Annotated in this window: 24 protein-coding genes and 1 tRNA gene; 9 read left to right on the top strand and 16 right to left on the bottom strand. The window is 49.5% G+C overall.

Annotation, left to right across the window (positions count from 1 at the left end; translation table 11 throughout):
- Positions 1 to 67: 67 nt before the first annotated feature.
- Positions 68 to 1,045, bottom strand: coding sequence for a CPBP family intramembrane glutamic endopeptidase (locus I2I11_RS07850; protein WP_196267123.1), 978 nt, complete (start codon positions 1,043 to 1,045; stop codon positions 68 to 70).
- A 53-nt stretch (positions 1,046 to 1,098) separates the two neighbouring features.
- On the opposite strand from I2I11_RS07850, the gene dusB reads away from it, so the two are divergent.
- A complete protein-coding gene (gene dusB, locus I2I11_RS07845) occupies positions 1,099 to 2,088 on the top strand; it encodes a tRNA dihydrouridine synthase DusB (RefSeq protein WP_196267122.1) in 990 nt (329 codons plus the stop codon).
- Positions 2,089 to 2,245: 157 nt separating this feature from the next.
- On the top strand, positions 2,246 to 3,196 hold the full coding sequence (locus I2I11_RS07840; protein ID WP_230679965.1) for a DMT family transporter: 951 nt from the start codon (positions 2,246 to 2,248) through the stop codon (positions 3,194 to 3,196).
- A 33-nt stretch (positions 3,197 to 3,229) separates the two neighbouring features.
- On the opposite strand, the gene I2I11_RS07835 is transcribed toward I2I11_RS07840, so the two are convergent.
- Both I2I11_RS07835 and I2I11_RS07830 read right to left on the bottom strand, forming a co-directional pair.
- Positions 3,230 to 4,165, bottom strand: a complete 936-nt coding sequence (locus I2I11_RS07835; protein WP_196267121.1) for a GNAT family N-acetyltransferase — start codon at positions 4,163 to 4,165, stop codon at positions 3,230 to 3,232.
- A 90-nt stretch (positions 4,166 to 4,255) separates the two neighbouring features.
- A complete protein-coding gene (locus I2I11_RS07830) occupies positions 4,256 to 5,431 on the bottom strand; it encodes a sensor histidine kinase (RefSeq protein ID WP_196267120.1) in 1,176 nt (391 codons plus the stop codon).
- Between the two features lie 114 nt (positions 5,432 to 5,545).
- Here I2I11_RS07830 and hemA point away from each other — a divergent pair, with 114 nt between their 5' ends.
- Positions 5,546 to 6,817, top strand: a complete 1,272-nt coding sequence (hemA, locus tag I2I11_RS07825) for a glutamyl-tRNA reductase (protein ID WP_196267119.1) — start codon at positions 5,546 to 5,548, stop codon at positions 6,815 to 6,817.
- A gap of 638 nt (positions 6,818 to 7,455) precedes the next feature.
- Here the strand turns inward: hemA and I2I11_RS07820 are convergent.
- Positions 7,456 to 7,764, bottom strand: a complete 309-nt coding sequence (locus tag I2I11_RS07820; RefSeq protein ID WP_076421268.1) for an ArsR/SmtB family transcription factor — start codon at positions 7,762 to 7,764, stop codon at positions 7,456 to 7,458.
- A gap of 122 nt (positions 7,765 to 7,886) precedes the next feature.
- Here I2I11_RS07820 and I2I11_RS07815 point away from each other — a divergent pair, with 122 nt between their 5' ends.
- The 3 genes from I2I11_RS07815 to I2I11_RS07805 all read left to right on the top strand — a co-directional run bounded on the left by I2I11_RS07815 (position 7,887) and on the right by I2I11_RS07805 (position 10,523).
- Positions 7,887 to 8,957: an anhydro-N-acetylmuramic acid kinase gene (locus tag I2I11_RS07815; protein WP_196267118.1), complete on the top strand. Its 1,071-nt coding sequence runs from the start codon at positions 7,887 to 7,889 to the stop codon at positions 8,955 to 8,957.
- A gap of 126 nt (positions 8,958 to 9,083) precedes the next feature.
- Positions 9,084 to 9,341, top strand: coding sequence for an NAD-glutamate dehydrogenase (locus I2I11_RS07810; RefSeq protein ID WP_196267117.1), 258 nt, complete (start codon positions 9,084 to 9,086; stop codon positions 9,339 to 9,341).
- A 12-nt stretch (positions 9,342 to 9,353) separates the two neighbouring features.
- Positions 9,354 to 10,523: a mechanosensitive ion channel family protein gene (locus tag I2I11_RS07805; RefSeq protein ID WP_196267116.1), complete on the top strand. Its 1,170-nt coding sequence runs from the start codon at positions 9,354 to 9,356 to the stop codon at positions 10,521 to 10,523.
- Positions 10,524 to 10,987: 464 nt separating this feature from the next.
- On the opposite strand, the gene I2I11_RS07800 is transcribed toward I2I11_RS07805, so the two are convergent.
- Positions 10,988 to 13,480 carry an AsmA-like C-terminal region-containing protein gene (locus I2I11_RS07800; protein WP_196267115.1) on the bottom strand — a complete coding sequence of 831 codons (2,493 nt, stop codon included), beginning with the start codon at positions 13,478 to 13,480 and terminating at the stop codon, positions 10,988 to 10,990.
- 210 nt (positions 13,481 to 13,690) lie between these two features.
- On the opposite strand from I2I11_RS07800, the gene I2I11_RS07795 reads away from it, so the two are divergent.
- Positions 13,691 to 13,765, top strand: a tRNA-Val gene (locus I2I11_RS07795).
- 189 nt (positions 13,766 to 13,954) lie between these two features.
- On the opposite strand, the gene I2I11_RS07790 is transcribed toward I2I11_RS07795, so the two are convergent.
- The 9 genes from I2I11_RS07790 to I2I11_RS07750 all read right to left on the bottom strand — a co-directional run bounded on the left by I2I11_RS07790 (position 13,955) and on the right by I2I11_RS07750 (position 21,577).
- A complete protein-coding gene (locus tag I2I11_RS07790) occupies positions 13,955 to 14,749 on the bottom strand; it encodes a penicillin-binding transpeptidase domain-containing protein (RefSeq protein ID WP_370582945.1) in 795 nt (264 codons plus the stop codon).
- A 121-nt stretch (positions 14,750 to 14,870) separates the two neighbouring features.
- Positions 14,871 to 15,476 carry a dephospho-CoA kinase gene (gene coaE, locus I2I11_RS07785; protein ID WP_196267113.1) on the bottom strand — a complete coding sequence of 202 codons (606 nt, stop codon included), beginning with the start codon at positions 15,474 to 15,476 and terminating at the stop codon, positions 14,871 to 14,873.
- A 7-nt stretch (positions 15,477 to 15,483) separates the two neighbouring features.
- Positions 15,484 to 16,419, bottom strand: coding sequence for a YbbR-like domain-containing protein (locus tag I2I11_RS07780; protein ID WP_230679964.1), 936 nt, complete (start codon positions 16,417 to 16,419; stop codon positions 15,484 to 15,486).
- Positions 16,420 to 16,469: 50 nt separating this feature from the next.
- Positions 16,470 to 16,772: a preprotein translocase subunit YajC gene (gene yajC / locus I2I11_RS07775; RefSeq protein ID WP_196267111.1), complete on the bottom strand. Its 303-nt coding sequence runs from the start codon at positions 16,770 to 16,772 to the stop codon at positions 16,470 to 16,472.
- A gap of 33 nt (positions 16,773 to 16,805) precedes the next feature.
- On the bottom strand, positions 16,806 to 17,342 hold the full coding sequence (locus I2I11_RS07770) for a DUF1573 domain-containing protein (RefSeq protein ID WP_196267110.1): 537 nt from the start codon (positions 17,340 to 17,342) through the stop codon (positions 16,806 to 16,808).
- 26 nt (positions 17,343 to 17,368) lie between these two features.
- The gene (locus I2I11_RS07765) at positions 17,369 to 18,367 is read right to left on the bottom strand and encodes an isocitrate/isopropylmalate dehydrogenase family protein (protein ID WP_196267109.1); all 999 of its coding nucleotides are present in this window, start codon (positions 18,365 to 18,367) and stop codon (positions 17,369 to 17,371) included.
- 3 nt (positions 18,368 to 18,370) lie between these two features.
- The gene (locus I2I11_RS07760) at positions 18,371 to 18,676 is read right to left on the bottom strand and encodes a YtxH domain-containing protein (protein WP_196267108.1); all 306 of its coding nucleotides are present in this window, start codon (positions 18,674 to 18,676) and stop codon (positions 18,371 to 18,373) included.
- A 72-nt stretch (positions 18,677 to 18,748) separates the two neighbouring features.
- Positions 18,749 to 19,921 (bottom strand): transcription antitermination factor NusB, encoded by a 1,173-nt coding sequence (nusB, locus tag I2I11_RS07755; protein ID WP_196267107.1) that lies wholly within the window; start codon positions 19,919 to 19,921, stop codon positions 18,749 to 18,751.
- A gap of 552 nt (positions 19,922 to 20,473) precedes the next feature.
- Entirely contained in the window at positions 20,474 to 21,577 is a 1,104-nt protein-coding gene (locus tag I2I11_RS07750; RefSeq protein ID WP_196267106.1) for a Glu/Leu/Phe/Val family dehydrogenase, read from the bottom strand.
- Positions 21,578 to 21,730: 153 nt separating this feature from the next.
- Here I2I11_RS07750 and I2I11_RS07745 point away from each other — a divergent pair, with 153 nt between their 5' ends.
- Together I2I11_RS07745 and I2I11_RS07740 are read left to right on the top strand one after the other, a co-directional pair.
- Complete coding sequence (locus tag I2I11_RS07745; protein WP_196267105.1) at positions 21,731 to 23,515, top strand: ABC transporter ATP-binding protein; 1,785 nt, start codon at positions 21,731 to 21,733, stop codon at positions 23,513 to 23,515.
- Positions 23,516 to 23,554: 39 nt separating this feature from the next.
- Positions 23,555 to 24,061, top strand: a complete 507-nt coding sequence (locus I2I11_RS07740; protein ID WP_230679963.1) for a hypothetical protein — start codon at positions 23,555 to 23,557, stop codon at positions 24,059 to 24,061.
- A gap of 166 nt (positions 24,062 to 24,227) precedes the next feature.
- On the opposite strand, the gene I2I11_RS07735 is transcribed toward I2I11_RS07740, so the two are convergent.
- Positions 24,228 to 24,746: a GyrI-like domain-containing protein gene (locus I2I11_RS07735; protein WP_196267104.1), complete on the bottom strand. Its 519-nt coding sequence runs from the start codon at positions 24,744 to 24,746 to the stop codon at positions 24,228 to 24,230.
- The gene (locus I2I11_RS07730) at positions 24,743 to 26,512 is read right to left on the bottom strand and encodes an ABC transporter ATP-binding protein (protein ID WP_196267103.1); all 1,770 of its coding nucleotides are present in this window, start codon (positions 26,510 to 26,512) and stop codon (positions 24,743 to 24,745) included. The genes I2I11_RS07735 and I2I11_RS07730 overlap by 4 nt, the downstream gene beginning before the upstream one ends.
- Positions 26,513 to 26,655: the final 143 nt, after the last annotated feature.

Genomic DNA, 26,655 nt, shown 5'->3' with positions numbered 1-26,655 from the left:
AATAAGGTTGATACTTATAGTTGAGTTACATACATCCTTGGAGAGAAATCTTTCGGTTTATACTTGCTTATACCTCATCTTCTTTTTCCTGTGGCACTTCTACCGCGGCCATTCCTTCGGGGCGCACCGGCACTGCCAGGAAACGCTGGTACAGGAAGTATAACACTGCCGCGCTCAGGACCAACGACAGCACAATGGAATACCACGGCATCGGCTCGGTGCTCTCCACATCAAAATTCGTCATTTGCCCGGTCTGCTGCAGGTATAGCAAAAACACCGTAAAACCGTTGTTCACAAAGTGAGCCACCATGGGCACCACAATGCGGCCCGACCAGAAGTATAAATAGCCGAACAGGGCGCCCAATACAACGCGCGGTACAAAGCCGAAAAACTGTACATGTATGGCCGCAAATATCAGCGCTGCCAGCCAAACAGCCACATGCATGTTGCCTGCCCAGCGGTGCAATTGCCGTTGCAACACCCCCCTGAAAACCAGTTCTTCGCCAATGGCCGGAATAACCGCAATTACCAGCAGGCCCACCAGCAACTGCGGCAGCGTACCGAAATTAGCAAGCAGTTTGGTCATCTGCCCGGCCTGGTCCTCTTCTGCACGCGCCCAATCTTCAAAGCCCTGCATAAATTCCGGAAAATGAATGCCGGCGTTCCAGTTGATGATAAGCGAGTTCAGGGGCATAATCAGCACAACCACCAGGCCACTGAGCAGCACCAGGGCAAGCGCCGGGCGCTCTTTCCAGCTCAGGTACGGGCCAAGATCAAAATTCATCGTGCGCAGCAGAAACAACGGCGCGACAATAAACATAAAGAAGGAGGTGATGCCCTGGTAAAACATCAGAGCGGCCGCAGCATCAGGCGCATCGGTGGGGTTGGCCAGCGCCTCGGCCAGCTCAAATATACTTATCCCATAGAGGTACTCGCCCAATACACTATAGAAGAAAGAGGCAATGAAGGCACCTCCTATCATAAAGGCAATCAGCAGCAAAAGCACCACAAACGGGTGCATGTCCTTCGGGATGAAACCTTTCATAGGGCGATTTAGGTTTAATTGACGTAAATTTACGCGAAAAAATAGATTTTACTTTGGTAAAGATAGCGAACATAGACTTAGGAGAGTTTCCGTTGCTGCTGGCACCCATGGAGGACGTGAGTGATCCGCCGTTCCGGAAGGTGTGTAAAGCCAACGGTGCCGATTTGATGTACACGGAGTTTATTTCGTCGGAAGGCCTGATACGCGATGCCGCCAAGAGCGTCCAAAAGCTCGATATATTTGATTACGAGCGTCCGATTGGTATTCAGATTTTTGGCTCAGAGATAGATTCGATGCGTGAAGCAGCTATAGTTTCATCACAGGCGGGGCCGGATTTGATCGACATCAACTATGGCTGCCCGGTGAAGAATGTAGCCTGCAAAGGAGCCGGCGCTGCCCTGCTGCGCGACATACCCAAAATGGTGCAGATGACGTCAGAAATTGTGAAAGCCACGCACCTGCCGGTAACCGTGAAAACGCGCCTGGGCTGGGACGATAATACCAAAAACATAGTAGAAACCGCCGAGCGCCTGCAGGACATTGGCATACAGGCGCTGAGTATACATGGCCGCACGCGCGTGCAGATGTACAAAGGTGAAGCTGACTGGCGCCTGATTGCGGAAGTTAAAAACAACCCGCGCATGAAAATCCCGATTTTCGGCAACGGTGATATCGACACGCCGCAGAAGGCCCAGGAGTACCGCAACAGGTATGGCGTGGATGGCATCATGATTGGCCGTGCCAGCATCGGTTACCCGTGGATTTTTAACGAGATAAAGCACTTTATAGCCACAGGCGAAACGCTGCCCGGGCCGTCGCTGGAGGAACGTGTGGATGTTTGCCGTCAGCACTTTTCGCACTCGCTGGAGTGGAAGGGCGACAAGCTCGGCATTTTTGAAATGCGCCGCCACTACACCAATTATTTCAGAGGCTTATCGCACTTCAAGCCCCTGCGCATGCGCCTGGTGCAATCCGAAGACATCAACGAGATCTACGACACGCTGGAGGAAATAGCCCAGACCATGAGTTACGAAGCGGTGTAGATTAGTTAGAAAGTTGGGAAGTTAAAGGGTTAGAGAGTTAAACTGCTTCACAAGACCTCGCAGCGTGCGCAGCTCCTGCGAGTGTCTGAAACTGCTGGCGATTTACCTAATGTTTTAGCTTTCTACTTTTAATTTCTTAGCTCCTGAAGCTTTACTTTTGCCCTGGCGCAAACCATACCATCTACTTTATACCTTTACCGCTATCAAAACTGCCACCACGCCTGTACAGGAAAAGAAGCCAAATGCTATACTTCCCTGGTTCCTGATCATCATCCTGACGCTCATCTGGGGCACTTCTTTTATTCTGATGAAAAAGGGGCTGGTTGTGTACTCTTCGGATGAGTTGGGAGCGCTGCGTATGGTAATTGCCTGCGCCGCGCTGCTGCCTTTCGCTTTTAAGGGTCTGAAAACCGTAGAACCCTACCGCTGGAAGTATTTGCTGGGGAGCGGTTTGCTGGGTAATTTTTTCCCGGCTTTCCTGTTTGCGTATGCCGAAACGCGCCTGGCCAGCGGCCTTGCCGGGGTGCTGAACTCACTCACGGCGCTGTTCACGCTGCTGATTGGCGCCATGTTTTTCCGGCAATCTATCACCTGGATGCGCATGCTTGGTATTTTTATCGGTATTGCAGGCACCATTCTGCTCATTTTTTCGGGCAACGGCAGCACTGATTTCAATAACAAGTACTATGGTTTATACATTGTGCTTGCCACGGTTTGCTATGGCGCCAGCGTAAACATCATCAAGCACCGGCTGCAGAACATGAAGCCGCTCTACGTATCGAGCCTGGCGCTGCTGACGGTAGGGCCTCCTGCGCTGCTCTACCTGTTCACTACCAGCTTTCTTTACAAGTTGCAACACGTGCCGGGCGCCTGGGAAGCGCTGTTATACATTGCCATACTTGCCGTGTTCGGCACTGCCATCGCCCTGATCCTTTTCAACAAACTGATTCATATTTCTACCACCATTTTTGCCAGTTCCATCACCTACCTTGTTCCGATTGTAGCGCTGCTGTGGGGCGTGCTGGACGGCGAAAGTATCCAGTTCTGGCATTATGCAGGCATGTTGGTGATACTGGCCGGCGTTTTTGTAGTGAACAGGGCCAGGTAAAATCTACAACTTACTCCAACATTGCCTCGTCCGCTACAATGTAAGTTTATAAAAATCGTGCACGATGCTGCGGGCTCCGTAGCTTTCCTTGTTGCTGATAAGTCCTTCGTTCAGGTACTGCCCCTGCTGCTCCGTAGAAATGCCAAAGTCGAAGTATGGCTTGTGCGGGTATACGTCCGTTAGCAGGTAATTCACCAGAGCATCCAGTGCCGCTGCCTCGCGCCCGGCCGGTGTGGTGCCGATGTACTGGCAGTGCGCTACGGTTTCTGTTTCATACATAATTATCCCCGCCAGCATTGCCTCTTCTGCAAAGGCCGCATACAGCCTGATGTTCCGGGGGAACAGCGAAGCCAGCTGCGTGATTTCTGCTGCCGTATGTACCGGTGCGGCTTTATACTTTGTTTGCAGCAGTTCCTGTTCCATCTGCATAAAATCAGCAAAGGCCATACTTTGTTGCAACTTGAGCGTGCCGGTTCCGGAATGTTTCAGTTTGCGTTGCCGCAGCTTGTTGTAAGGCAGCCGGTTGGCTGGCATAATTACAGATCCTGCATCGCGGCGGTAAAGGATGGCGCCACACCTGAAAAGCGCATACAAGTCCTCTTCGGCGGGTAACCGGTGATAAATGTGCGGAATGGTTTTATATCTGATTTCTGTAAAGCCCAGTTGCCGGAAGTATAACTGCATCGCCTCAAATACCCCTAGCATCGTTGTGGCCTTCATACTTTCGCTGCTGATGATGCCGCCATAGGTCAGGCCGCCGTGAGAGTGAATTTTGCTCCCCTCCTCATTTGCCGGCAGCAGCGCCACCAATTTCCCTTTCCGGTAGAACAGCAGCGAGTGGTCTGTAAACCGATGTGCGTGGTATTCCATATAATCGCGGCGCAGCAGGAAAGTACCGTTTTTGGAGCCGCGCACGAAATTATCCCAAGTGGTTTTATACTTTGCGCTATACTTTACTATCTCCACCATTGACAAGGACTTTAGAATTATGGGATGAGTAGGGTCAGGTAGCGGCGCATTAAACATGCTACGGCACAACTCGGAACTCAGAACTCACCGTTACCTGTTCAGCACAATCCGGAAGGTGGTGCCTTTGCCGGGTTCCGACCACTTTACGTACAACCGGCCATTGTGATAATTGTCGATAATGCGCTTGGCCAATGCCAATCCCAGGCCCCAGCCGCGCTTTTTAGTCGTGTAGCCAGGCAAGAAAACAGTATCCATTTTGCTTTTCGAAAGACCTTTACCTGTGTCGGTAATGTCCAGGGCTATACTTGCTTTGCCCAGCAGGTGCAGTTGCAGGGTTATACTTCCGCGGCCCTCCATGGCGTCTACGGCATTTTTACAGATATTCTCAATCACCCAGTCAAACAGCGGCACGTTTACTTTGGCTGTAATATCCGGCGAGAAATCTGACTTAACAGTAAAAATTACTTTGCTGGAAATACGGTTCTGCAGGTAACTGATGGCATTTTCGGTTACCTGCAGGATGTTTTCGTCGCGGAGTGCCGGCACCGAGCCAATGTTGGAGAAGCGCTCTGTAATTACTTCCAGCCGGCGGATGTCTTTGCCAAACTCCTCCAGGATAGGCTCATCCACAAACTTGGGACTGGCTTTGATGTACTCGTACCAGGCCATCAGGGAGGAAAGCGGCGTGCCCAGCTGGTGCGCCGTTTCTTTGGCCAGGCCCACCCATACCCTGTTTTGTTCGGCGCGGCGCGAGTAACTGAAGGCAAAGTAAGCCATCAGGGCAAAGCAGGCAATTACGATGAGCTGCACATAAGGGTAAAAGCGCAGCTGTGCGAGCAGCGCCGAGTCTTTATAAAACACATAGTTCACCGAACCTTCGGCCCAGGGTACCTCTATGGGGGCGTGCTGCGCCTTCATTTTTTTTATTTCCTGCTGAAGCAGCTCATTTGCTCTTTCCTCCGTAATGTTTTCGGGCAGATTGATGTTCTTAGAATCGAGGATGTTCTCGTGCTCATCGGTCAGGATGACGGGCACGGTGTGGTTAGACGAGAGGATTTCTTCTTCAATAAAAACGATGTTATCGTCGCTGGGCGCGTTAATCATGTAGCGCAGGCCCTTGGCATAGAGTTGCACCAGTTCCTGCTCCCGCTCCGACAACTTGCCTACGAGCACGTTGGTATAAGTAATAGTGGCGGCGCCGATGACGAGGGCAATGATAACAACAACAAGCTTTATTCTGTTCTTCTGAGAATAGATAGGAATCATGCAGTGTACACGTAATTTATTTTAAATTAGTATAAATTAAACATTAAGGGCAAGTAAGTTTTATTTTAAAAATTAGAGGAGTAAATTTGCACCTCTAGAATAACGAACGTTATTATGCTTCAGAACTTTAAAGCAATCAGCCTCTCGTACAGAAAAGCGCCGCTGGATATCAGGGAGTTGATTGCCTTAGACGAAAATTCCTGCAGGCTGTTTCTACAGACACTCAAAAGCTTTATTCAGGCTTCTGATATACTGGTTCTTTCTACCTGCAACCGCACCGAAGTATACTACAACGCCGACCTCGATTACAGCGCCGACATTGTAAAGCTGCTGGGCATTACCAAAGGCATCCAAAATATTACCCAATACCTGGATTACTTCACTATTCTGAACGAGCACGACGATGCCGTACAACATTTATTTGAAGTAGCAATGGGGCTGGAGTCGCAGGTGGTGGGCGACATGCAGATTTCTAACCAGGTAAAGCAAGCCTACCAGTGGGCGGCCGACAACGAAACTGCCGGCCCGTTTCTGCACCGCCTGATGCACACGATTTTCTTTACCAACAAGCGCGTGGTGCAGGAAACATCTTTTCGCGACGGGGCTGCCTCTACTTCTTATGCAGCCATCGAGCTGATAGCGGCCTTAACCGCAGATATTACCGACCCCAGTATACTGGTAGTGGGCCTGGGCGAGATAGGCGCCGACGTGTGCCGCAATTTAAAAGACAGCGGGTATAAGAACGTAAAAATCACCAACCGCACTTTAACCAAGGCAAAAGTACTGGCCGAGGAATGCGACATGGAGGTGCTTCCGTTTGAAGACATGGTACAGGGCCTGAAAGAAGCGGATGTAGTTATCTCTTCTGTAGCGCGCGAAACGCCTTTCTTCACTAAAGAAATGATACAGCGCCTGAACGTACTGACCTTTAAGTTTTTTATAGACCTGTCGGTGCCGCGCAGCGTGGAAGCAGAGGCGGAAAGTATACCGGGCGTGTTGGTTTACAACATCGACTCTATTCAGAGCAAAGCCTCTGAAGCCCTGCAACGCCGCATCAGCGCCATCCCGAGAGTAAAAGAAATTATTGCAGAATCGATCGAGCAGTTTAACGACTGGTCTAAAGAGATGATGGTATCGCCTACCATACACAAGCTGAAGAATGCGCTGGAGACCATCCGCCAGGAAGAAATAGCGCGTTACGTTAAAAAGTTGGGCCCGCAGGAAGCAAAACTCGTTGAAAGCATTACCAAGTCGATGATGCAAAAGGTAATCAAGCTGCCGGTGCTGCAACTAAAGGCTGCCTGCAAGCGCGGAGAAGCCGAAACACTGATTGATTTGCTGAACGACCTTTTTGATCTGGAAAGTCAGCCGGCCACAACAGAGTAATTTCCACATACTTATTTTTATAAGCCGGCGGCCCTGTTCTGATAAAGTCTTCAGAACAGGGCCGCTGGCTTTTCTGCAGCACCACCCATAGTATAAGCGCTATCGCTATAGTATGCCTGCTCTATTTATACTTGCAATCAGCGTAAGTACCCTGTTCCTTCCCGTAAGTTCCACAGCCTTTACCTGGCAGAAGCATGTACGAAGGTATAAGTATGAACCTAATACCCATTTGCAACAGGGAAGACGTTCAGGCTCTTTAACCTTTATTGAAGTATGGATTAATACGCCTGCTTCATCTCAACTAAGTATAAGCGCTTGTTCAGAAGCGCCCGGGCTATGACATCAGGCAACAGGAATCTAAAGAACTTCTGCTTTGTATTTTGCTTATTTCTTAAGTTGCCTGCATGCAAATTTGCGGGTGGCGATGCCCAGTGGTAAAGCGTCGTTAGAGGCTGTTATTTATATCACTCTTTCGCTCACATTGCCCTAAAAAGAGATGCGAAAAAATCAGGTGAACGACTGTATTTTCTTAGTGAAAAAACCGAACCCGAAATCCCCGGCGGCACTTTGAAGCGCAAAAACGGAGATTTCGGGTTCGGTTAGAGCTTTACTTTAAAGCCTGCCGGCAGGGTCCGGCACTAAATATCAATGCAACACTCTTCCAGGCAATCGATCACATCTATCAGCTTGGGGATAGCCAGCGAATAATAAATCTTGGTTCCAACCTTAAAGGAAGAGAGCACACCCTTGTCCTTCAGGGTGATGAGGTGCTGCGAGGCAATGGCCTGCGGCAAATCGAGGTATTTATAGATTTCGGTTACCGTCATTTTGTCCTCTTTGCCGAGTAAGTCCACGATAGCCAGCCTTTTAGGGTGCGCCAGCACCTTGAGCATGGCCGCCGCCTTATCTATTTTCTTTGATTCAATTCTTGATAATAAACTTTTCATACTTAAATAAATTATACCTTACAGTTTCTACATACATTAACAACCCTATTCATAATAACGTATATACGGCCTCTGCATTATTTGGCTGAACAGGGTTCAGAACAAATATTTATCTTAGCAGCATGGATACATATCATGTACTCGGCATCATGTCCGGCACTTCCCTCGATGGCACAGACATAGCGCTATGTGGATTTACGTATAAAGATAATAATTGGATATATGATATACTACATGCTACTACATTCGCATATAGTGATAATTGGATTGAATCTCTCCGGGGAGCCGAAACTACAACGGCCCGGCAGCTGGTAAAATTAGACCACACATACGGTACTTACCTGGGTCAACAGGTAAAAAATTTCTTAGAAAAGCAGCCAGTCCAGCCCGACTTTATTGCCTCTCACGGCCATACTATTTTCCACCAGCCGGAGCAGCATATTTCGTTTCAGCTCGGCAACGGCGCCTACCTCGCGGCAGCCGCACAACTGCCCGTCGTCTGCGATTTCCGTACGCTCGATATTGCCCTGGGCGGACAGGGCGCCCCGCTGGTGCCCATCGGTGACGAGTTGTTGTTTGGCCAGTATGACTTCTGCATCAATCTCGGCGGCATTGCCAACGTGTCCTATAGCCAGGGCGGCAAGCGCCTTGCTTTTGATATCGCAACCTGCAATATGCTGCTGAACCACCTGGCCAACAGCATGGGCCAGCCTTATGACGAAGGTGGACGGGTGGCACGCTCGGGCAAGCTGCTACCTGGCCTGCTGGCAGCGCTGAATGCGCCCTTATACTTTGCGCAGGCGCCGCCGAAATCGCTGGGCAAAGAATGGGTACTGGATAATAGCCTCCAAAGTATAGAGAGTTATGCCGGGACCATCGAAGACAAGCTACACACGGTTTGCCATCACATTGCTATGCAGATTCAGCAGGCATTACCGTTGCTGCACCGGCAACAGCACCGCGTGCTGCTGACGGGCGGCGGCGCTTTTAACACGTATCTGGTAGAGCTGATGCAATGCTATCTCGGCGACGCATTTGAGGTGGAGGTACCTGAGCCGGAGGTCGTAAGCTTTAAAGAGGCCCTTATTTTTGCCTTTCTGGGCGTGCTGCGCTGGCGCGGAGAGCATAACTGCCTTCGTTCGGTTACGGGCGCGGCGCACGACAACACAGGTGGCGCTATTTACCTGCCCTAGTTTATACTTCGCCTGCACGCTCTGAGGTATTTTCGTACCTTTGCCCCGGTTTTAATCAGCACGCAAAGGATGAAAGGATTACGCAGGCAATGTGAGAGAAACGCCCCGGGATTGTTTTTAAACGGAATGATGCCAAAGGCTGGGTTGTTACCAGCCCGCTGCGCATCGGCGCGCTCCGTTATACCTGATTTTGTTGCCGGTTGCGGCATGGCACGCGTGCTTGCTTACCTGATAGAGAATGACGTAGAGATGACAGACGAGGCTATTTCCTCCGATATTTCCTGCACCATGAAGCAGGCACCCGAGAAGGCGTATACACAAAATGCGCTGAAAACAGAGTTCACTAAAACATCTTTTGAAATCGCGCCTGGCCAGTTGCTCTAATTCCGTTTGTATATGCTTTGGAGAGATATCCTGAACTATGAATTCCTGGACAACACCGTAACCAATTACCTCTGGTTTGCGGGCATCCTGCTGTTCGGCTTTCTTTTTAAAACGATGCTGTCCCGGCTGCTGTCCGGGCTTATGTTCCGGCTGGTAAAGCGGTTTTCGCAGGAAGGCAACCTGCCTATTTTCCGGCGGCTGTTGCTGCAACCGCTGGAGGTGCTGCTGTTTCTGGTATTTCTATACTTTGCTTTCAAAGCGCTGGATTATCCCCTCGACCCCACAGAAGCTGCCCGGCAGAAGGACCATTTCCTGAGAACACTCACCTTCCGCACTTACCAGGTGTTTGTGATTATTGCTTTAACCTGGGTGGTGCTGCGCCTGATTGATTTTGCAGGTCATATCTTCAACCTCCGCGCCGAACACACCTCCTCCAAACTCGACGACCAACTGGTGCCTTTTTTCAAGGATTTCTCTAAAGTTCTGATCGTGCTTTTGTCGTTTATGGTGATGCTGGGCACTGTGTTCGGCGTAAACGTGGCTGGGTTGGTAGCCGGTCTGGGCGTGGGAGGTCTGGCCATTGCCTTTGCCGCCAAAGAAAGTATAGAAAACCTGCTGGCCTCATTTACCATCTTCTTGGATCAGCCTTTTGTGGTAGGTGATCTGGTGCAGGTGGCCGACATAACGGGTACCGTTGAGAAAATCGGCTTCCGGAGTACGCGTATGCGCACACTGGAAAAAAGCTTTGTGACCCTGCCCAACAAGTTTATGATAGACAAAGCCCTCAACAACCTGTCGTTGCGGACATTCAGGCGGGCAGACTTCACTATCAGTCTTACCTACAACACCACCTCTGCCCAAATGCGCGCTATTATCCGGGAGATGCAGGCATACATCGATCAGCACCCGCGCACCAACCAGGATGGCCGCATCCGGTTTAAAGCTCTGAGCGCATCTTCAAAAGATATTATGGTGTTATACTTTGTGGCTACTATGGACTGGGACGAGTACATTGATGTGAAGGAGGAAATAAACTATAAGATTGTGGAAATTGTGGAGCGGAACGGCGCCGCATTTGCCCTCCCAAGCCAGACGGTATACCTGCAGCAGCCGGCTTCGCCGGAGGCAGGCAGGAAAGGCCAGCCCCTTCAAACATCTTTCCCGGGAACTGACGTCCGGTAAGCGCAATAAAAAAGCCGGAGAAGCCCCGGCTTTTTTTCACCCTTATATTTTCAGATTTATTTAAATTCCATTCTTCACCTTAGGGCAGCTAAATAGCTATACATCAGGCTTTACCTCTTCTAAAGCTACATTACTTATGCTTGCAGCCTTGATATCATAAACGGGCAAGGCCGCGTATGGTTCTCTGGCAATTCTGAGATTTCAGATATAAGTATAAAATTATTCCGTAGACACACTAATATTGAAAGTTAAGCTCTTATGTGCTTTTTTCAATTATAACTGGGAAAGGTATATGCAGGGAAGCAGCAGCCATACCTGCATGTGAATTGGCCTTTGAAATGCCGGCAAAGCTGCTCTCTTTTCCGGGAAAAAGATGATATACGCTGCTGCTTTATACCTGCTCTTATACAAGGATACCTGCTCTCTGAAAGGCATTTCACACCCCTCCAGCAGGTATGCTTGTCTTAATCAAAGTCAAAATACTCTCCTTCCTGCAACTCTACTTTCTTCTCTTTCTGCTTTGGCTTTTTGCCGTGCAGCAAATCTTTGAGTTCCTGCCCTTCCTGTTTCAGGTCAGTTTTTATTTTCCGGCGCACCCGCTCGTTATCATAGGCCAGTTTAAAGTTGTTTTCTTTTCCTTTTAAGGTCAGGAACAGCATACTGTTGCCCGCATCAGGGTCATCGGCTACCACGCCATACACCGCGTCTTTATCGGGACGGCTGCTGCCGAACAGCGGCAACTTTATCTTGTAATCCATGTCCTGATCGAAAGTATGGGTGCCGGAAACAGATAGCACCGGAACGGATGCCAGGCTGGACCGGATATCCATTTCCGGAATATAAATGGTGCGCCGCTGAATCCAGAAGCTGTTGTGCAGTTCCGCAAAGCGCATGTTTGCCAGTTCATTCCGCTTCACAAAAGCCGACATTTTCTGCATCGGCGCAAAATTGATAAGCTGTCCGTTCCGCACAGTAGCCACTATTTCGGCCTGCAGCAGGTCTGTCTTGGGGTTCAGCTGGCTGTCGAGATATACATCGGATGTAATATTGGCGGTGAGCTGCCCGCGCAGGTGGCGATCTTCTATAAAGTCCTGGTGAAAATTCTCGAACACGTAAAACAGGCTGTCCACGCTCATGTTGCTGAGCCGCGCGGCTGTGCTGACTTTAATCTGGTTACGGGTGCGGGCATCCACAGAGCCGCGCACGGCAAAGTGGCCCCCGATGGCGTTAAATGAAATGTTAGGGGATGTTATCACTTGGTTGCGCAGCTTTACCTCTCCCTGTATGTCTTTACCCAGGAACCGCCTGAAGCGCATGCGTTTGATATTGGCGCTCAGATCGAAAGCAATGTTAGGCGATATGATAAAGCGATAGTCGGAGCCGCTGCCTTTTCGGGCTGTTTCCGGCGTATTCAGTTCTTCGCGCAGCAACTGGTCAAAATTAAGATAGTTGCTGTTGAAATCGGCCTCTACCAGCAAACGTTGCCTGTCGAGCAGCAGCCAGGCCATCATGTTCCTGAACATGCCGTTGATAACAAAATCCGACTCGCCCAGCTTGCCTTTGAAATCAGATACCGCCACATCGTTGCTCTTGAACATAAGGTTGCCATTGAGCCTGGAGACGGGCAAAGGCACTTCCTGCAGCGCCAGCGATACGTTGTGCAGCGTAATATCGCCGGTGGTGCGCACAGTGCTGTTGCCGGGCCGCGCCTTAAACTCGTTCAGGTTGCCCGAAAAAGCAATCCGCACATCTGCCAGGCCGCTGCCCTTTGGTATCTCTTTCAGCTTGGCCAGCTCCAGCACGTAGCTCACATCCAGCATTCCCTGTACATCAAATGCAATGCTGGGGTTTTGGAAGTTGCCATACTTCAGGTTGCCCGAGAATCTGCGCCCGTTCAATACACCGCTCAGTTTTTTCAGTTCCAGCACCGAGGTAGCGGCGCTGTGGGCACTGCCATTGGTAAAAGTGCCGGTCAGGTTTATTTTATCCACGCGCTGTTTGGCATCCGGATGGAAAAAGGAGGCATTGCGCGCACCAAAGTTAACGGAGATCAGCGGGTTCTTTTTGGCCGAAGTTTCGCCCTTAATGGTCCCGTTGAAGTAAATGTCGCCTTCGCTACGGTATTGGCGCATATCCTGCGTCAGGGTTTGTGGCAGCAGCGACAGCAATGATTGTATACTTGTATTTTTTCCGGTGAAGCTTAAATCAAGTATGGCAGGGCCACTGTAGCCGATGGTGCCACCCACCTCATAAGCAGCGTCTTCTACCTGCACCACTGATGGCTGCAGTTGTATGGTTTGTGCCTGCCGATCTATGGTCAGGGCAGAAGCGACAGTAACATTCTTTCCCTTGAAGTATTCGCTATCGCCGATTTTTATCGTATAGATGGTGGTATTACCGCTTGCCTCAACGTCTATACTTTCGGGCGTAATGCCCAGCCCCGCCTGCAGTGCATGCGCCTCCACTTCATACCTTTGCTTCAGCTGCCGGTCATCGTAGTGCACCCTAACGTCTTTCAGATGTATTTCCTCCAGGTCGAATGCAAAACCGGCGTCCTCGGTAGCTGTAGTGTCTTCGGCTATAATCAGGTAATTTACCTGCCCGTCCGGCAGCACCTTCACGTACACTTCGCCCTTTTCCATGTATAGCTGCTTCACGGTATATTTGCCGCGCAGCATATCCAACAGGCTGAAGGTAAAGTATAATCTGTCTGCCTTTGCCAGCGGTGCCTTGCTATCCGGCAGGCCTTCGTGCACGTTCACCTTGTCCAGCGATACCGCCACATTAGGAAACTTCTCAAACAGCGACAGCGAAATCTGCCCCACCTCTACTTTGGTTTTGATGTGCTTGTTTGCCTCCGTTACAAAAAGGGCAATAATTTTATCCTGATACGTGTGCGCTAAGGCCAATGCCACACCTGCAACAGCCAGCGGAATGGCAATTGCATAAAATAGCATTTTTTTAACAACTCTTTTCTTCACCAATCGAACGTTCAGATATTAAGCAACTTATAGAACCTAAAGGTACAGCCATAATAACAGGTGTACAAGCAGGCAGCAGGCAGAAAAAAAATTTGTCAAATATTTTTGAAATGTTTTGCGGTTAAAAAAATATGCCCCATATTTGCATCATCAAACGGGGTCATAAGGCCTCTGAGATTAAAAACCGGGGTGTTAGCTCAGCTGGTTCAGAGCACCTGCCTTACAAGCAGGGGGTCACTGGTTCGAACCCAGTACGCCCCACGAAAGGACAACTGCAAAGTTGTCCTTTTTTTATGTCTATTCCTGAAGCATCGTTGTTTTCTCCGCACTTTATACCTATAGTACCTGCCATACTTAGCAAACGCCACCAGCCCGCCAATAGTATAAACAACCCGTTGCCATACTTGCGCTGATGCCTTTTATCGCTTTGTAGCCTTATTGCGCCGCTGCTTACTCTATCGCCTTTATTTTCTTCAGAATTGCTTTCGTTATCTTCTTTCTGCAACCCGAAAAATCAGGATTGTCTGTTGTTACTTTTTTTGTCAGCCTTGTTGCGAAAAAGTAGACATTATCTTTCCTTTCCACATATCCCACCCACCAGGCTATATCTTGCCCGTCTTTTTTCGTCCAGCCGGTTTTGTCTCTTAGAATGTAGTTATCTGTTGTTTCCGAAACCATCATCTTCTTCACAATCCTGTAAGTCCGGCTTGAGAAGGGAAGCTTTTCTTCGTAAAATGCCTTTAAAAACGCAACCTGGTCGACGGGTGAAACAGCAAATGCGCCATAGTTCCAGAAGTCATCTCCTGTTTCGGAAAGATCTCCGTTGCCATAGTTGCATGCTGTCAGATAGCGTTTATAGTCTTTTCTTCCAATTCTTCGGGCCAGTTCTACATAGTACCAGATAGTTGAATTTTTATAGGCATTTTTGAGATCGGTATCTTTGTTCCAGGCATTCATTTCCGCGCCAAAAAAGGTTCTTTCAACGCCATCCCATCTAAAAACTTCGTGCTCGTCTTTCACCTTATCCAGCTCCAGGGCAATGCAGGAATTGATTATTTTGAAAGTAGAGGCCGGCAACATTTCCTTTTCAGCATCTGCGGTGTCGCTGAATAGCCATGTCCGGTTTTTGTAATCATAGATAGAAATGCTCCCCTCCACATGGCAGTCTTTAAAAGGTTGCTGCAGATCAACCTGTCCGGAAGATATTAACGGGGAGAAAAATGCCAGAATGGCGATGATGGTCATTTTCATACTTGCGGAATTTCTCAGGACAGCACGCGATGCGCTTATGCGCACGCTCTCAGAAAGCGGCTGTTATACCTTAAAGGCAGGAAGAATCAGGCTCAGCGCGGACTGGTAAAAACAACTATCGCTTCACCTGGCTTTGTAGGATAAACTCCTCATGCAGCTTTAGCACCTGTGGGATGAGCAGTTGGTGATCATCATTGTAGATAACGTGCTGGGATCTGGCTATCTTCTCTTCTTCCTCCAGTTGCCTGGCCATGATGGACCTGATATCCTTTTCGGTGCGGTGCGCATCGCGTTGCAACAGGCGCCTGATACGCAGTGCCAGCGGTGCGGATACAGCTATAATCTGGTCCATCTGCCTCCAGGATTCCGATTCATACATCAGCGCGGCTTCCTTCAGCACGTATGGCCTGCCGGCGTGCAGAGCGGCCCACTCTGTAAAATCGCGGCCCACGTGCGGATGCACCAGGGCATTTAGCTGTGCTAGCCGCTCCGGATCATTAAAAACAATGCCGGTCAGGTATACCCGATCCAGTTCGCCGGCTTGGGTAAAGGCACCTGGCCCGTATGCAGCCCGTAACTCCTGCTGCAAGGCTGCATCATGTTGCATCACCCATTTAGCCCGCGCATCAGCATCGTATACCGGCACACCTAAAAGGGCAAACATGCGGCAGACGACTGTTTTACCTACGCCTATACCACCCGTTATACCTATCTTCAGCATGGCAGACTTATTGTAAGGTTGCCTTTACCTGCTCCGGCAGCAGTGTTATGTGTCGCACTCCCGGCGGCTTCTGCACCAGTTCCGGTGCCAGTGTAGAATCCTTGGGGTTATACTTGCTATAGTCCAGCACAGCCTTAAAGGCATCACGGTTTAACAGGGCAGCAGAGTCTTCGAGCAACTGGTAGCGCACCAGCAGGAATGGCGGCTGCAGGCTCACTTTTTTGCCGGCAGGCACATTAATCAGTTCCGGCACCAGTTGGCGCTCTTCCTGCAACAGGTTTTTAACATTTACGCTTACCATTGCCTGCGAAATGTTAGCTGTCACAAGGGGCCGGTCGCCATAGTTAATGGGCACACTTACCTGGGATGATTCTGTGAGTTCCTGGTTGGGAAGCCGCAGCAGAAACGGAGATGGCAGGCTGTCTACCACAGAAGATGGCCCTACAAACGTAATAGAATCCGGTGTGATGGTAACGGGCCCCACCTGCGCATGGCGGTCCGCCACAATTTTCTGCTGCGGGTCCAGCTTTAAGGCAACAGTACGTTTTATCCGCTCATCAAAATTAAAGCGCACCGTATCTGTTGTCACGAAGTTAAGCTGCAGGCCATTCAAGGCATTTACCAGCGCGGGGCGCAGGGCCGAGCCGAGCAGGTAATTGTTGCTTGGCAGGTTGCGGATGTATATCTCAGCGGGCTGCACCTCAAAACGGAGCGATTTGCGCAGCAGTTTCCAGCCTTTACCGGTTACGTTTATTGTTACTTCCTCGGGCAGCGGCTGTACCGGAACCAGTTTTTTGTTGTTGTAGATAAACCGGATAGGGTACGTAGTTTGCGTGGAATAGCTTTTGTTGAGCGCATTGAGCAGCCAAAAGGTAGACGCCGCCACAAAGCAAAGCAGTACTACACGCCAGTACTGCTTTGTTCGGGGCCTGAATGGCCTCAATAACCATAAGACTATATTTTTTGCTTTCTCAAACGGCAAAGTCGCAGATCTTAATTCACCTTAACTGTGGCTTCCATAGATATAGAAGATTTATCGAACGTCAGGCGAACGCCTTTGTCCACCTCTACTACTATTGTGTCATCTTCTATGGCCAGCAGTTTGCCGTGCAACCCGCCGATAGTTACCACATTCATCCCTTTCACTAACTCCTCGCGGAACTTCTTCTGGTCACGCGCTTTTTTCTGTTGCGGCCTGATCATAAAGAAATAAAATACAAGGATGATGGCACCAAACATGAGTACCTGTGGCAGAACGCCGCCGCCTGAGGCAGCCTGGAGAAAAATAGTTTGCATGGTTATGTATGTATACCCTAAAAGCTTTCAGTCTTAATTTTGTCTTACAGGGCCTTCTGGGCCGGCATTTGGCACACCGCTTGACTCTACCACACCTTTCATCGATATTTTGGTAAGGTTAGGCTGCGTATTGGCACGCACGGTAACTGTAGGATATTGCTGCCCCATTTTACCGGCGCTGTTAAATTTAACGTTAATGCTGCCTGTTTCGCCGGGAGCAATAGGCTCTGTTGGCGGTTCCGGCACAGTGCAGCCGCAAGACGCAGAAGCATTCTCTATAATCAGCGGCGACTTGCCTGTATTGGTAAACGTGAAAACGTGCTCTATCACTTCGCCCTGCTTTATTGTTCCAAAATCATACTCCGGATTCTCGAAGGTGATAACGGGTGCGTTCTCAGACGACATTGCTTCGCTCGCCGACACTACATTCGGGTTATCAACGGCAGGCGCTGCTTCTGTAGCAGCGGTAGCATCAGCAGTTGTGGTATCAGTTTGACTATTGTTGCTGTCGCAGCTTGTAATAAATAGCGCCATGGCAAAACCGGCAGCTAGGATAAAATTCTTTTTCATGTTTAAAACTCTTTTACTGTTCAACATTATAGTTTTGAGATAATGTGCTGTGCAAATGCCATAGTGCCGGCATGTCCGCCCAGGTCGCCTGTGCATTCTTCTTTATTTGCCAGTGTGGCGTGCAGGGCTGCTTCGATGCGGTTTGCGTCTTCTTTCAGCCCGATGTGGTGCAGCATCATAATAGCAGACTGCAGCAAGGCCGTTGGATTAGCGATGCCTTTGCCGGCAATGTCCGGGGCTGAGCCGTGTACGGCTTCAAAAATGGCCATTTCGTCGCCGATGTTGGCGCCGGCCACCACGCCAAGTCCGCCCACCAGACCTGCACACAAATCAGACAGGATATCGCCAAACAGGTTAGTGGTTACCACCACGTCAAACTGCTCCGGCTTTGTAACCAGTTGCATGCACATGTTGTCGATGATCTTGTCTTCGTACGTGATGTGCGGGTACTCACTGGCAATTTCGCCGGCTATACGCAGGAACAGGGCGCCGGCGCTTTTCAGGATATTGGCTTTGTGTACGGCTGTTACTTTTTTGCACTGGTGCCTGTCGGCATACGCAAAGGCCGCACGCAGGATGTTTTCGCAGCCAACGCGCGTCAGGCGTGCCACAGAGTCTGAAATCTGGTGGTGTTCGTCCCACATTTCAAGGCCGGCGTAAAGGCCTTCCGTATTTTCGCGGAAGAGCACCAGGTTTACATTGTCGAAGCGCGTGGAAACACCCTTGATCGTTTTAGCAGGTCTTATGTTGGCGTACAGATCATACATCTGCCGCAACTGCACATTTATACTTTTAAACCCTTTACCCACCGGCGTAGTGATAGGGCCTTTGAGGGCAACTTTATTCTTTTCGAGCGAGGCCAGCAGCGTAGCCGGTATCAACTCGCCCATGGTATCGAATGTAGTTTGTCCAGCGTTTTCTACTTCCCAAACCACAGGTACGCCGGCGGCACTAAAAATTGCTTTTACTGCTTCTGTTATTTCCGGGCCTATCCCGTCTCCGGGAATAAGGGTAACTTGTTTCATGCTTTATATCTCTTTCCGGCTGTTGATTTCTTTTATCAGAGAGTCAACGTCGCCTAATAATTTTTCCGCCTTGTCTTTCGCATCCTGTATCACGCGCTGCCCTTCTGTTTTAGCCGAAGACAGCGAACTGTCGCGGCCATCCATCAGTTGCTCCGTCAGGTCAGAAAGGGTATCGCGGTACTTCTCCAGGCGGTAGCTTAGCCAGTTGCGCGTTTCTCTTCCTTTTTCGGGGGCAAACAGGATGCCGGCAACAGCACCTGCGGCTGCGCCAGATAAAAAGAACAGTACGTTGCTTGTCTTATTGCTCATAGGTTACGGATATGTCGGATATAAATTTTCTTTTTACAGTAATTTTCCGGGCCAGCCAATTTTCCCCGGGCCTTACTTGTTGTCAATCAGGCCGCGGCCTGATTTGCGGATGTCGCCTTTGGTGGTGAGCTCCTGTGCCATCTTGTCGAGCACGCCGTTCACAAACTGCTTGCTTTTAGGCGTGCTGTACAGCTTGGAGATTTCGATATACTCGTTGATGGTAACCTTTACAGGTATGCTGCGAAAGATATGCATTTCGCAAAGCGCCATTTTAAGTATAATCTTGTCGAGCATGGCCACGCGTTCCACGTCCCAGTTCTGTACGCTGGCGGCTACCAGGGCCTCATACTTCTCATCGTCTTTGATGGTCTGGTGGTAAAGCTCCTCAAAAAAGGCTTTATCGTCTTCCCAGTTTGCCGAGAGATCCAACAGTTGCTGGTCTTCAGCCACCTCCTCACCAAAAATTTTGATGGTTTTGTTTACCAGGCTCTTCACAATGGCTTTGTTCTCTACCCAGTTCAGATCCTGCTCTTCAAACAAAGATTGTAAGTTTTTTTCTTTAAAGATAATGTTTTTGAAAATATGTTTCACTATCTCAAAGTCGTCCTCCAGTGTGGGCGCGGGCAGCGCCAGGTAATTCAGGAAAGCGTCGTCCTGCTTGAGGATGTTCCTGTAAACGGCCCGTATTTCGCTGATATCTGATCCCCAACTGATGTTGCGCCGGATAATGTGCTGCTGGTACGATTTATTCTGGAGCAGGTGCTGCACCACACGGTTGCGCAGGAAACGTTTTACGTCAGGGCCTGTGGCTACGGTAAAACGCTTTTCTTTCTTTTCTTCCTCCTCCGCTATCAGGCCGGTCAGCACTTCCAGTATCTGCAGGGTACCCAAGTAATGGTCATAGATGCGCTCTACGGCGCCCAGCATCTGGTTGCCGTAAGTAAGGTAATCTTTTTTAAGGAGGTTCTGGTAATAAACAATGGCCCTGTTTACCGCGTCAATTATTTCCTTGTCGTTTTCCTCTGTTTCAAACTGGCGGGTTTCGTACCATTCCTTAAACAGGATGGTGGCGATTTGTTTACGGCCTTCCAGCAGTCTTTTGTCCTGCACCTCCATCGAGTTGAGATCGGGTGCGAAATGGTCGCTAATCTGGTCTAACGCCAGCAGATAATCAGAACTTTCGGCCTGCATGTAGGCATAAATGGCTTGCATGGCCTTGATTCGTAGTGTTCTGCGGTTGAGCATATTCTTATGTTAAAGAGCGTATTGTTATCTGGTAATTTTAAAAAGCGCCTGCGGCACCGGCATTTTATACTATACTTTATACTTTGCGATGTTATCACATAAGTATAAAGACACAATCAATTTATACTTTCCGTTATCTTTCGATTCCTGAAAGCTGCAGTGCCCTGCCTTCTTTCCGGCAACAGGTAACACCGGCGGCGGAAGCAGATTTCAGGCCACAAAGTTACAACTTATACTTTCTTACTCCACGCTTTCTCAGCGTAACAAAGAGAAAATACAGCGACAGATACTTTACCTGCATCCCTGATGCAAGCAACCTGCGCTAAACACAACAAGTATAAGCGGCAGCCGGCACACGTATAAGCTGCTTAATGACAGTCCTTTCTATACTTCTGATGTCTTATTTCAAGTCCCTGTCTTCTGCCGCCCGGCTGTTTATACTATAAAACAGAATGCAAAACAGGTTGTTTATAGTTCCGGTATGGCTGAACAAAGCAAAAGTGCTGCAGTTGGTGCAGCACTTTTGCTTATCATGCATCAAGTATAATTTGCTTAGTACGTAGCGTGTATCCTGGCTATGCTTGCAATACGTTTTTCGGCTAGTTTGGTAGCGGCTAACTGGGTATAAATTCCTTCCTTTTCGGCCAGGTTAAAAATATCCAGTGTGTAGCCGTAAATGCGCTCTGTCTGGGCATAAGCGCTCTCGCGGTTGTACCCGTTCAGCTCCGAGTATACGTTAATCAAACCACCTGCATTTATCAGGAAATCGGGAGCGTAGTAAATCCCCAGATCGATCAGTGCCGGGCCGTGCACCTCCTCGTTGCGCAACTGGTTGTTGGCGCTGCCTGCAATTACCCTGCATTTCAGGCGGCTCAGGGTTTCGTCGTTGATGGTACCGCCCAGCGCGCACGGTGCGTAAATATCCACATCCAGGTCGTAGATATCGTCCATGCCCACTACTTTAGTAGCGCTATACTTGGACGATACTTCCTTCAGGCGGTCTTCGTAAATATCGGTGATATAGATTTGCGCGTTTTCTTTGGCCAGCAGCTCTACCAGGTAGCCCCCCACGTGGCCCACACCCTGCACCGAAATTTTCCGGCCGGCCAGCGAATCCGTACCGAAGGCTTTTTTAGCTGCGGCTTTCATTCCCATATAGGTACCGTAAGCCGTTACAGGCGACGGATCGCCGCTGCCGCCCATCGACTCCGGAAGGCCCGCTACATGCTCGGTTTCCATGTGGATGAACTCCATGTCTTTGGTTGTGGTGCCTACATCTTCAGCCGTAATGTATGCCCCGTTCAGGTTTTTGATGAAGCGCCCGTAGCGGCGCAGCAGGGCCTCGCTTTTATCTTTTTTGGCGTCGCCGATGATAACGGCTTTGCCGCCGCCCAGGTTCAGTCCGGAAATGGCCGCTTTGTAAGTCATGCCCCTGGATAAACGCAGCACATCGTCCAGCGCCTCTGCTTCAGAGGCATAAGACCACATGCGCGTGCCACCCAGGGCCGGGCCAAGCACTGTGTTGTGAATGCCAATGATAGCCTTCAGACCAGTTTCTTTGTCGTGGCAGAAAACAATCTTCTCGTGATCGTGTTCTGATATCTGATCAAAGACTGACTTGTCTTTCTTCACTTCTACTTCTTTAAATTCGACCATTTATGCTATTAGATTAGGTGTTATATTGTATTTATGCAAGGTGAGCAATAGCTCACTTTCCGTTTCGAGCTGCAAAATTAATTCTTTTTTTGATTAATTCAATTTGTACTTTGTAACTTCACGTAAAAGTCCCCGAGGCCTTTATATTACCCTGTGAAATCACTACGCTACCTTAACAAATACCTGCTCAAGTATAAGTACAGGCTCCTGTGGGGCATTGTGTTTACCATTATTTCCAATATTTTTCAGATACTGCCGGCCCAGATCGTGCGCCATGCCTTTAACCTGATAAAGGAGGGTATCGGTCTGCATAACCTGTATGAGGGCCTCCGTCAGCAGGAGCTGGTGTATGACCTCTTCTCGAAGAGCATCCTGGTGTACGGCGTTGTAATTCTGCTGATGGCCCTGCTGCGCGGCGTGTTCCTGTTTTTTGTACGCCAGACAATTATCGTGATGAGCCGCCTGATCGAAAACGATCTTAAAAACGAAATTTACGCCCACTATCAAACCTTACCGCTCAGCTTTTACCGCAAAAACAACACCGGCGACCTGATGGCGCGCATTTCTGAAGACGTGAGCCGTGTGCGCATGTATGTGGGTCCGGCTATTATGTATGGCATCAACCTGGTGGTGCTTTTCCTGATGGTGATCCCCTATATGCTGGCCGTAAACGTGAAGCTCACCATGTATACCCTGATTCCGCTGCCTATACTCGCGGTCAGCATTTACTATGTCAACAACATCATCCAACGCAAATCAGATGAAATACAGCGCAGCCTGTCGGGTATTACCACGTTTGTGCAGGAAGCTTTTTCAGGAATAAGGGTGCTTAAATCGTTTGTGCGCGAAGACGATTCGCACAACAACTTTACCACAGCCAGCAATACCTACCGGGACAAATCGCTGGAACTGAACTTTGTAAATTCGCTGTTTTTTCCGCTGGTACTGTTTATGGTGGGCCTGAGCACGATTATCACTATTTACATTGGCGGCCAGGAAGTTATCAACGGCAGCATCACCACGGGTAATATCGCCGAATTTATCATTTACGTGAACATGCTGACCTGGCCCGTTACCTCGCTGGGCTGGACAGCCAGCCTGGTACAGCGGGCAGCAGCTTCGCAGGAGCGCATCAACGAATTTCTGCACACCAAAACCGAGATTATCTCCCGCCAGAACATCAGCAAACCGATTGAAGGCGACATCGTGTTTGAGAACGTTGATTTTGTATACCCTGACACCAACATCCACGCCCTCCGCAATGTATCTTTCAGCATCAGGCACGGCGAAACGCTGGCCGTAATCGGTAATACCGGCTCAGGCAAAAGCACTATTGCCACACTGCTGCCGCGCATGTATGATGTAACCGGCGGCCGTATTCTGATTGACGGCATAGATGTGCGCGATTATGATATCCGGAACCTGCGCAGCCAGATTGGTTATGTGCCGCAGGACGTGTTCCTTTTCTCCGACTCTATCCGCAACAACATCGGCTTTGGCCTGCCAAGTATAACCGAAGCACAAATGGAACAGGCAGCCAAAGATGCAGACGTATACGAAAACATTATGCGCTTTCCGGAGCAATTCGAAACCAAACTGGGCGAGCGTGGCATTACGCTATCCGGCGGGCAGAAGCAGCGCGTATCCATTGCGCGCGCGCTGGTGCGGGAGCCAAGCATCCTTATACTGGATGATTCGCTCTCGGCGGTAGATACTAAAACCGAGGATGCCATTCTCAACAGCCTGCGCCGCATTATGGAAAACCGCACATCCATCATTATCTCGCACCGCGTATCATCGGTAAAGCTGGCGGACAGGATTCTGGTACTTGACGATGGTGAGATTGTGCAGCACGGAACCCATGATGTACTGATCGGGCAGGACGGCCTGTACAAGGTGCTGTATGAACGGCAGTTGCAGACTGAAGACTTAGAATAGCTACCCGGCAACAGCATGTTGTTAACTTACCGTATAAGTATGCCCGCATGTATTCCGGGCGTGCCGGAATTTTTTGAGGCAGAAAGTGTTATACCTACGTATAGCATTCACAAACACTCTAAAAATTCTGTGCGTATGGCCATCGACTTACAGCAAATCGGTAAAAGATTCAGGTTTTACACCAACCTCAAAGAACTGGATATGGAGCAACTGAAATCCATGACCGGCAGGGATGAGAAAACCCTTTCCTGCATTATATCCGGCCAGTGCTACATGCTGGATGATTTGGTGGCCATCCTGAAGCACTTCCCTGACCTGAATTCGCAATGGCTTATTTACGGCGAAGGCAGCATGTTTAAACCCATGAACGAAGACGGCACCTGCCACGATCACCAGAAAGGCTGTCTGAAGAAAGATAAATCTGCATACCTCGCACAGATGAAGGACATGCTGCAGGAGTTGGATGCCGCTGAAGTTGCCCAGGGACATACACCAGACATAGAAGCCCTCAAAGCCAAGCTAGACCAGCTAAAAGCGGCGGAGTAAATTTGTTAATTCTGAATAACTGAAATCTGCTTCCTAGGATTTATAGCCAAGGTTGTTTCCATGCTGGTGCGAGCTTGTAGCTCGTACCTTTTTTCTGTATGTGCAAGGTACGAGCTGCAAGCTCGCACCAGCGAAGGAAGAGCAAGGTCTTTTAAACAGGCTTTGGCTATCGCTTTACCGGCACTTCTACCACGCCTTTGTCCTGGGCCGGAAACCATTCCACATAAAATTCCTCCAGCTTCAGGTTTTCTTCCTGTGCATAATCGAAAACAGCAGTATACAATTTCTTAGGAAGTATAGACATGTGCGCATTTGCTTCTGCACGCACTACTCTTTTTCCACCCGGCACTGTGCGCAGTTCATACCCTTCCGGCAGGTTTATACTTGTGTCGGGCACGATTATACCGATAAATGCCTTCAGGCTGTCGGTGTTGCTGTCGGGGTTGTTGTAGTAAATGCTGCCCAGCATACCTTCCAGTGCCTTGCTCTCCACTAATTTTGCCGCCTTCTGAAAAGCGTTGCCCAGCGCCTCATCTTTAACAGATCCCTCAAATGGCTGCCCGGCTACGTACAAGGTTTCTGAGGTGGCCAGGCGGACTTCCGGTGCGGTAAAACCGCCGATATAGGTATAAATCACCAGCATCACAATGGCAAAAGCAGCCATCACATAGAAGAGCTTTTTCATAAGTCGATCATGTTCTTGTACTGCATGTGGTAGAGCTGCGCGTAATAGCCATTGTGCTCCAGCAACTGCTCGTGGCTGCCCGATTCTTTTATCTCGCCCCGATCCATTACAATTATTTTATCGGCTTTCTGGATAGTAGATAGGCGGTGTGCAATCACGATGGAGGTACGTCCGTGCCTCAGCTGATCGATGGCGTACTGTATCAGTTCTTCCGTTTCGGAATCTACGCTGGAGGTGGCTTCATCCAGGATGATGATCTCGGGATTATACACCATCGCCCGTACAAAAGAAATCAGCTGCCGCTGGCCTACCGACAGCGTAGCGCCACGCTCCATTACCTGGTAGTGCAGGCCGCCCGGCAACCGTTCGATAAACTTGCGGGCGCCTACCAAATCGGCTGCCTGCCACATCTGCTCCTCGCTTATACTTTTATTGCCCAGGCTGATGTTGTCGGCTATACTTCCGGAGAACAGGAAAACATCCTGCAGCACCACGCCGATGTGATGGCGCAGCACGCTCAGGTCATACTCCTTCAGATCATGGCCATCTACCAGAATATGCCCTTTGTTGATTTCGTAAAAGCGGTTGAGCAGGTTGATTACAGAGGTTTTGCCCGCACCGGTTGCACCTACAAAAGCCACGGTTTCGCCTGCTTTTACTTCAAAAGACACGTCGCGCAGCACCCATTCTTCATCATTGTAAGCAAACCATACATGCTGAAACGATACGTTGCCGTGCAGCTTTTCAGGGGCGAAAGTGCCATTATCGGCTATCAGTTCTGTGCTGTCCAGCAGGCGCATCAGGCGTTCAGTACTCACCACGCCAAGCTGCAGCGTGTTAAAGCGGTCGGCAATCTGGCGGATGGGCCGGAAGAACATCTGGATATAAAGTATAAATGCCATCAGGGTACCCAGCGAGGTCCTGTCGTTAATAACGCCATAGGCACCATACCATACCAGCAAACCTAAACCAGCTGCACCAATAATCTCTGCTACCGGAAAGTACACGGAATAGTAGAGCACCGAGCGCACATTGGCACGCGTATGCTCTTTGTTGATTTCCATGAACTTGTCCATCTCCCGCTGCTCGTTGTTGAAGATCTGCACAATGCTCATGCCGGTGATATGCTCCTGCACAAACGAGTTGAGCCGCGCTACCGCTGTGCGCACCTCCTGGAACGTTGCCTTTATCTTTTCTTTAAAAATATAGGTGCTGATGATCATAAGCGGAAACGTAGACATGCTCACCAGCGTCAGCCGCCAGTCGATGTAAAACATGAAACCAAGTATAAACACCAGCTGCAGGATGTCGCCAATCATGGCGGCGAGCCCCTCGCTGAACACATCCGATAAAGTTTCCACATCCGACACATTGCGGGTTACAAGCGTGCCGATGGGTGTGCGGTCGAAGAACTTGAGGCGCAGATCCAGGATATGGCGGTAAAGCTTGATGCGGATGTCGCGCACCACATTCTGGCCCAGCCAGCCGGCAAAGTACGTATGCAGGTACTGCACAATGGCATGCACTACCAGCAGCACACTCAAAATCACGAACATGCGGGTCAGGCCGTCCCAGTCGTTGTTCAGGATTTCATGATCTACGGTGTACTGAATCAGAAAAGGGCGTAAAGCAGCGAGAATGGCTGAGGCAAGGGTCAGGAAAATGATAAAATAAAATGTTTTGATGTACGGCTTCACAAACGTAAACAGCCGTTTCAGCACATCAGAATCAAATACCTGACCTATGTTTTTAGGTTTATTTTCCAAGTTTATTTGTATCGGGGTTTGTAACGGTTAAGCATGTATAGCTTCCCTGCTGCCAACGCATTATACTCTGTTAACCATTTGTAAAGTTAATAGTTTTTGGACTAGGATTTTCAGGATTTGTGTGATGGACAGGATTTCTGCAC

Origin of the sequence: Pontibacter rufus (assembly GCF_015694705.1) — a bacterium.
GTDB classification, from domain to species: domain Bacteria; phylum Bacteroidota; class Bacteroidia; order Cytophagales; family Hymenobacteraceae; genus Pontibacter; species Pontibacter rufus.
The sequence above is the reverse complement of the archived record's forward strand: the minus strand, read 5'-3'. Positions and strand labels throughout refer to the sequence as shown.

Excerpts from the sequence above, each read along its gene's own strand:
- I2I11_RS07850 (WP_196267123.1), bottom strand. The coding sequence starts at position 1,045 with ATGAAAGGTTTCATCCCGAAGGACATGCACCCGTTTGTGGTGCTTTTG.
- I2I11_RS07835 (WP_196267121.1), bottom strand. The coding sequence starts at position 4,165 with ATGGTGGAGATAGTAAAGTATAGCGCAAAGTATAAAACCACTTGGGAT.
- I2I11_RS07830 (WP_196267120.1), bottom strand. The coding sequence starts at position 5,431 with ATGATTCCTATCTATTCTCAGAAGAACAGAATAAAGCTTGTTGTTGTT.
- hemA (WP_196267119.1), top strand. The coding sequence starts at position 5,546 with ATGCTTCAGAACTTTAAAGCAATCAGCCTCTCGTACAGAAAAGCGCCG.
- I2I11_RS07820 (WP_076421268.1), bottom strand. The coding sequence starts at position 7,764 with ATGAAAAGTTTATTATCAAGAATTGAATCAAAGAAAATAGATAAGGCG.
- I2I11_RS07815 (WP_196267118.1), top strand. The coding sequence starts at position 7,887 with ATGGATACATATCATGTACTCGGCATCATGTCCGGCACTTCCCTCGAT.
- I2I11_RS07810 (WP_196267117.1), top strand. The coding sequence starts at position 9,084 with ATGATGCCAAAGGCTGGGTTGTTACCAGCCCGCTGCGCATCGGCGCGC.
- I2I11_RS07805 (WP_196267116.1), top strand. The coding sequence starts at position 9,354 with ATGCTTTGGAGAGATATCCTGAACTATGAATTCCTGGACAACACCGTA.
- I2I11_RS07800 (WP_196267115.1), bottom strand. The coding sequence starts at position 13,480 with ATGCTATTTTATGCAATTGCCATTCCGCTGGCTGTTGCAGGTGTGGCA.
- I2I11_RS07790 (WP_370582945.1), bottom strand. The coding sequence starts at position 14,749 with ATGACCATCATCGCCATTCTGGCATTTTTCTCCCCGTTAATATCTTCC.
- coaE (WP_196267113.1), bottom strand. The coding sequence starts at position 15,476 with ATGCTGAAGATAGGTATAACGGGTGGTATAGGCGTAGGTAAAACAGTC.
- yajC (WP_196267111.1), bottom strand. The coding sequence starts at position 16,772 with ATGCAAACTATTTTTCTCCAGGCTGCCTCAGGCGGCGGCGTTCTGCCA.
- I2I11_RS07770 (WP_196267110.1), bottom strand. The coding sequence starts at position 17,342 with ATGAAAAAGAATTTTATCCTAGCTGCCGGTTTTGCCATGGCGCTATTT.
- I2I11_RS07765 (WP_196267109.1), bottom strand. The coding sequence starts at position 18,367 with ATGAAACAAGTTACCCTTATTCCCGGAGACGGGATAGGCCCGGAAATA.
- I2I11_RS07760 (WP_196267108.1), bottom strand. The coding sequence starts at position 18,676 with ATGAGCAATAAGACAAGCAACGTACTGTTCTTTTTATCTGGCGCAGCC.
- nusB (WP_196267107.1), bottom strand. The coding sequence starts at position 19,921 with ATGCTCAACCGCAGAACACTACGAATCAAGGCCATGCAAGCCATTTAT.
- I2I11_RS07750 (WP_196267106.1), bottom strand. The coding sequence starts at position 21,577 with ATGGTCGAATTTAAAGAAGTAGAAGTGAAGAAAGACAAGTCAGTCTTT.
- I2I11_RS07740 (WP_230679963.1), top strand. The coding sequence starts at position 23,555 with ATGCCCGCATGTATTCCGGGCGTGCCGGAATTTTTTGAGGCAGAAAGT.
- I2I11_RS07735 (WP_196267104.1), bottom strand. The coding sequence starts at position 24,746 with ATGAAAAAGCTCTTCTATGTGATGGCTGCTTTTGCCATTGTGATGCTG.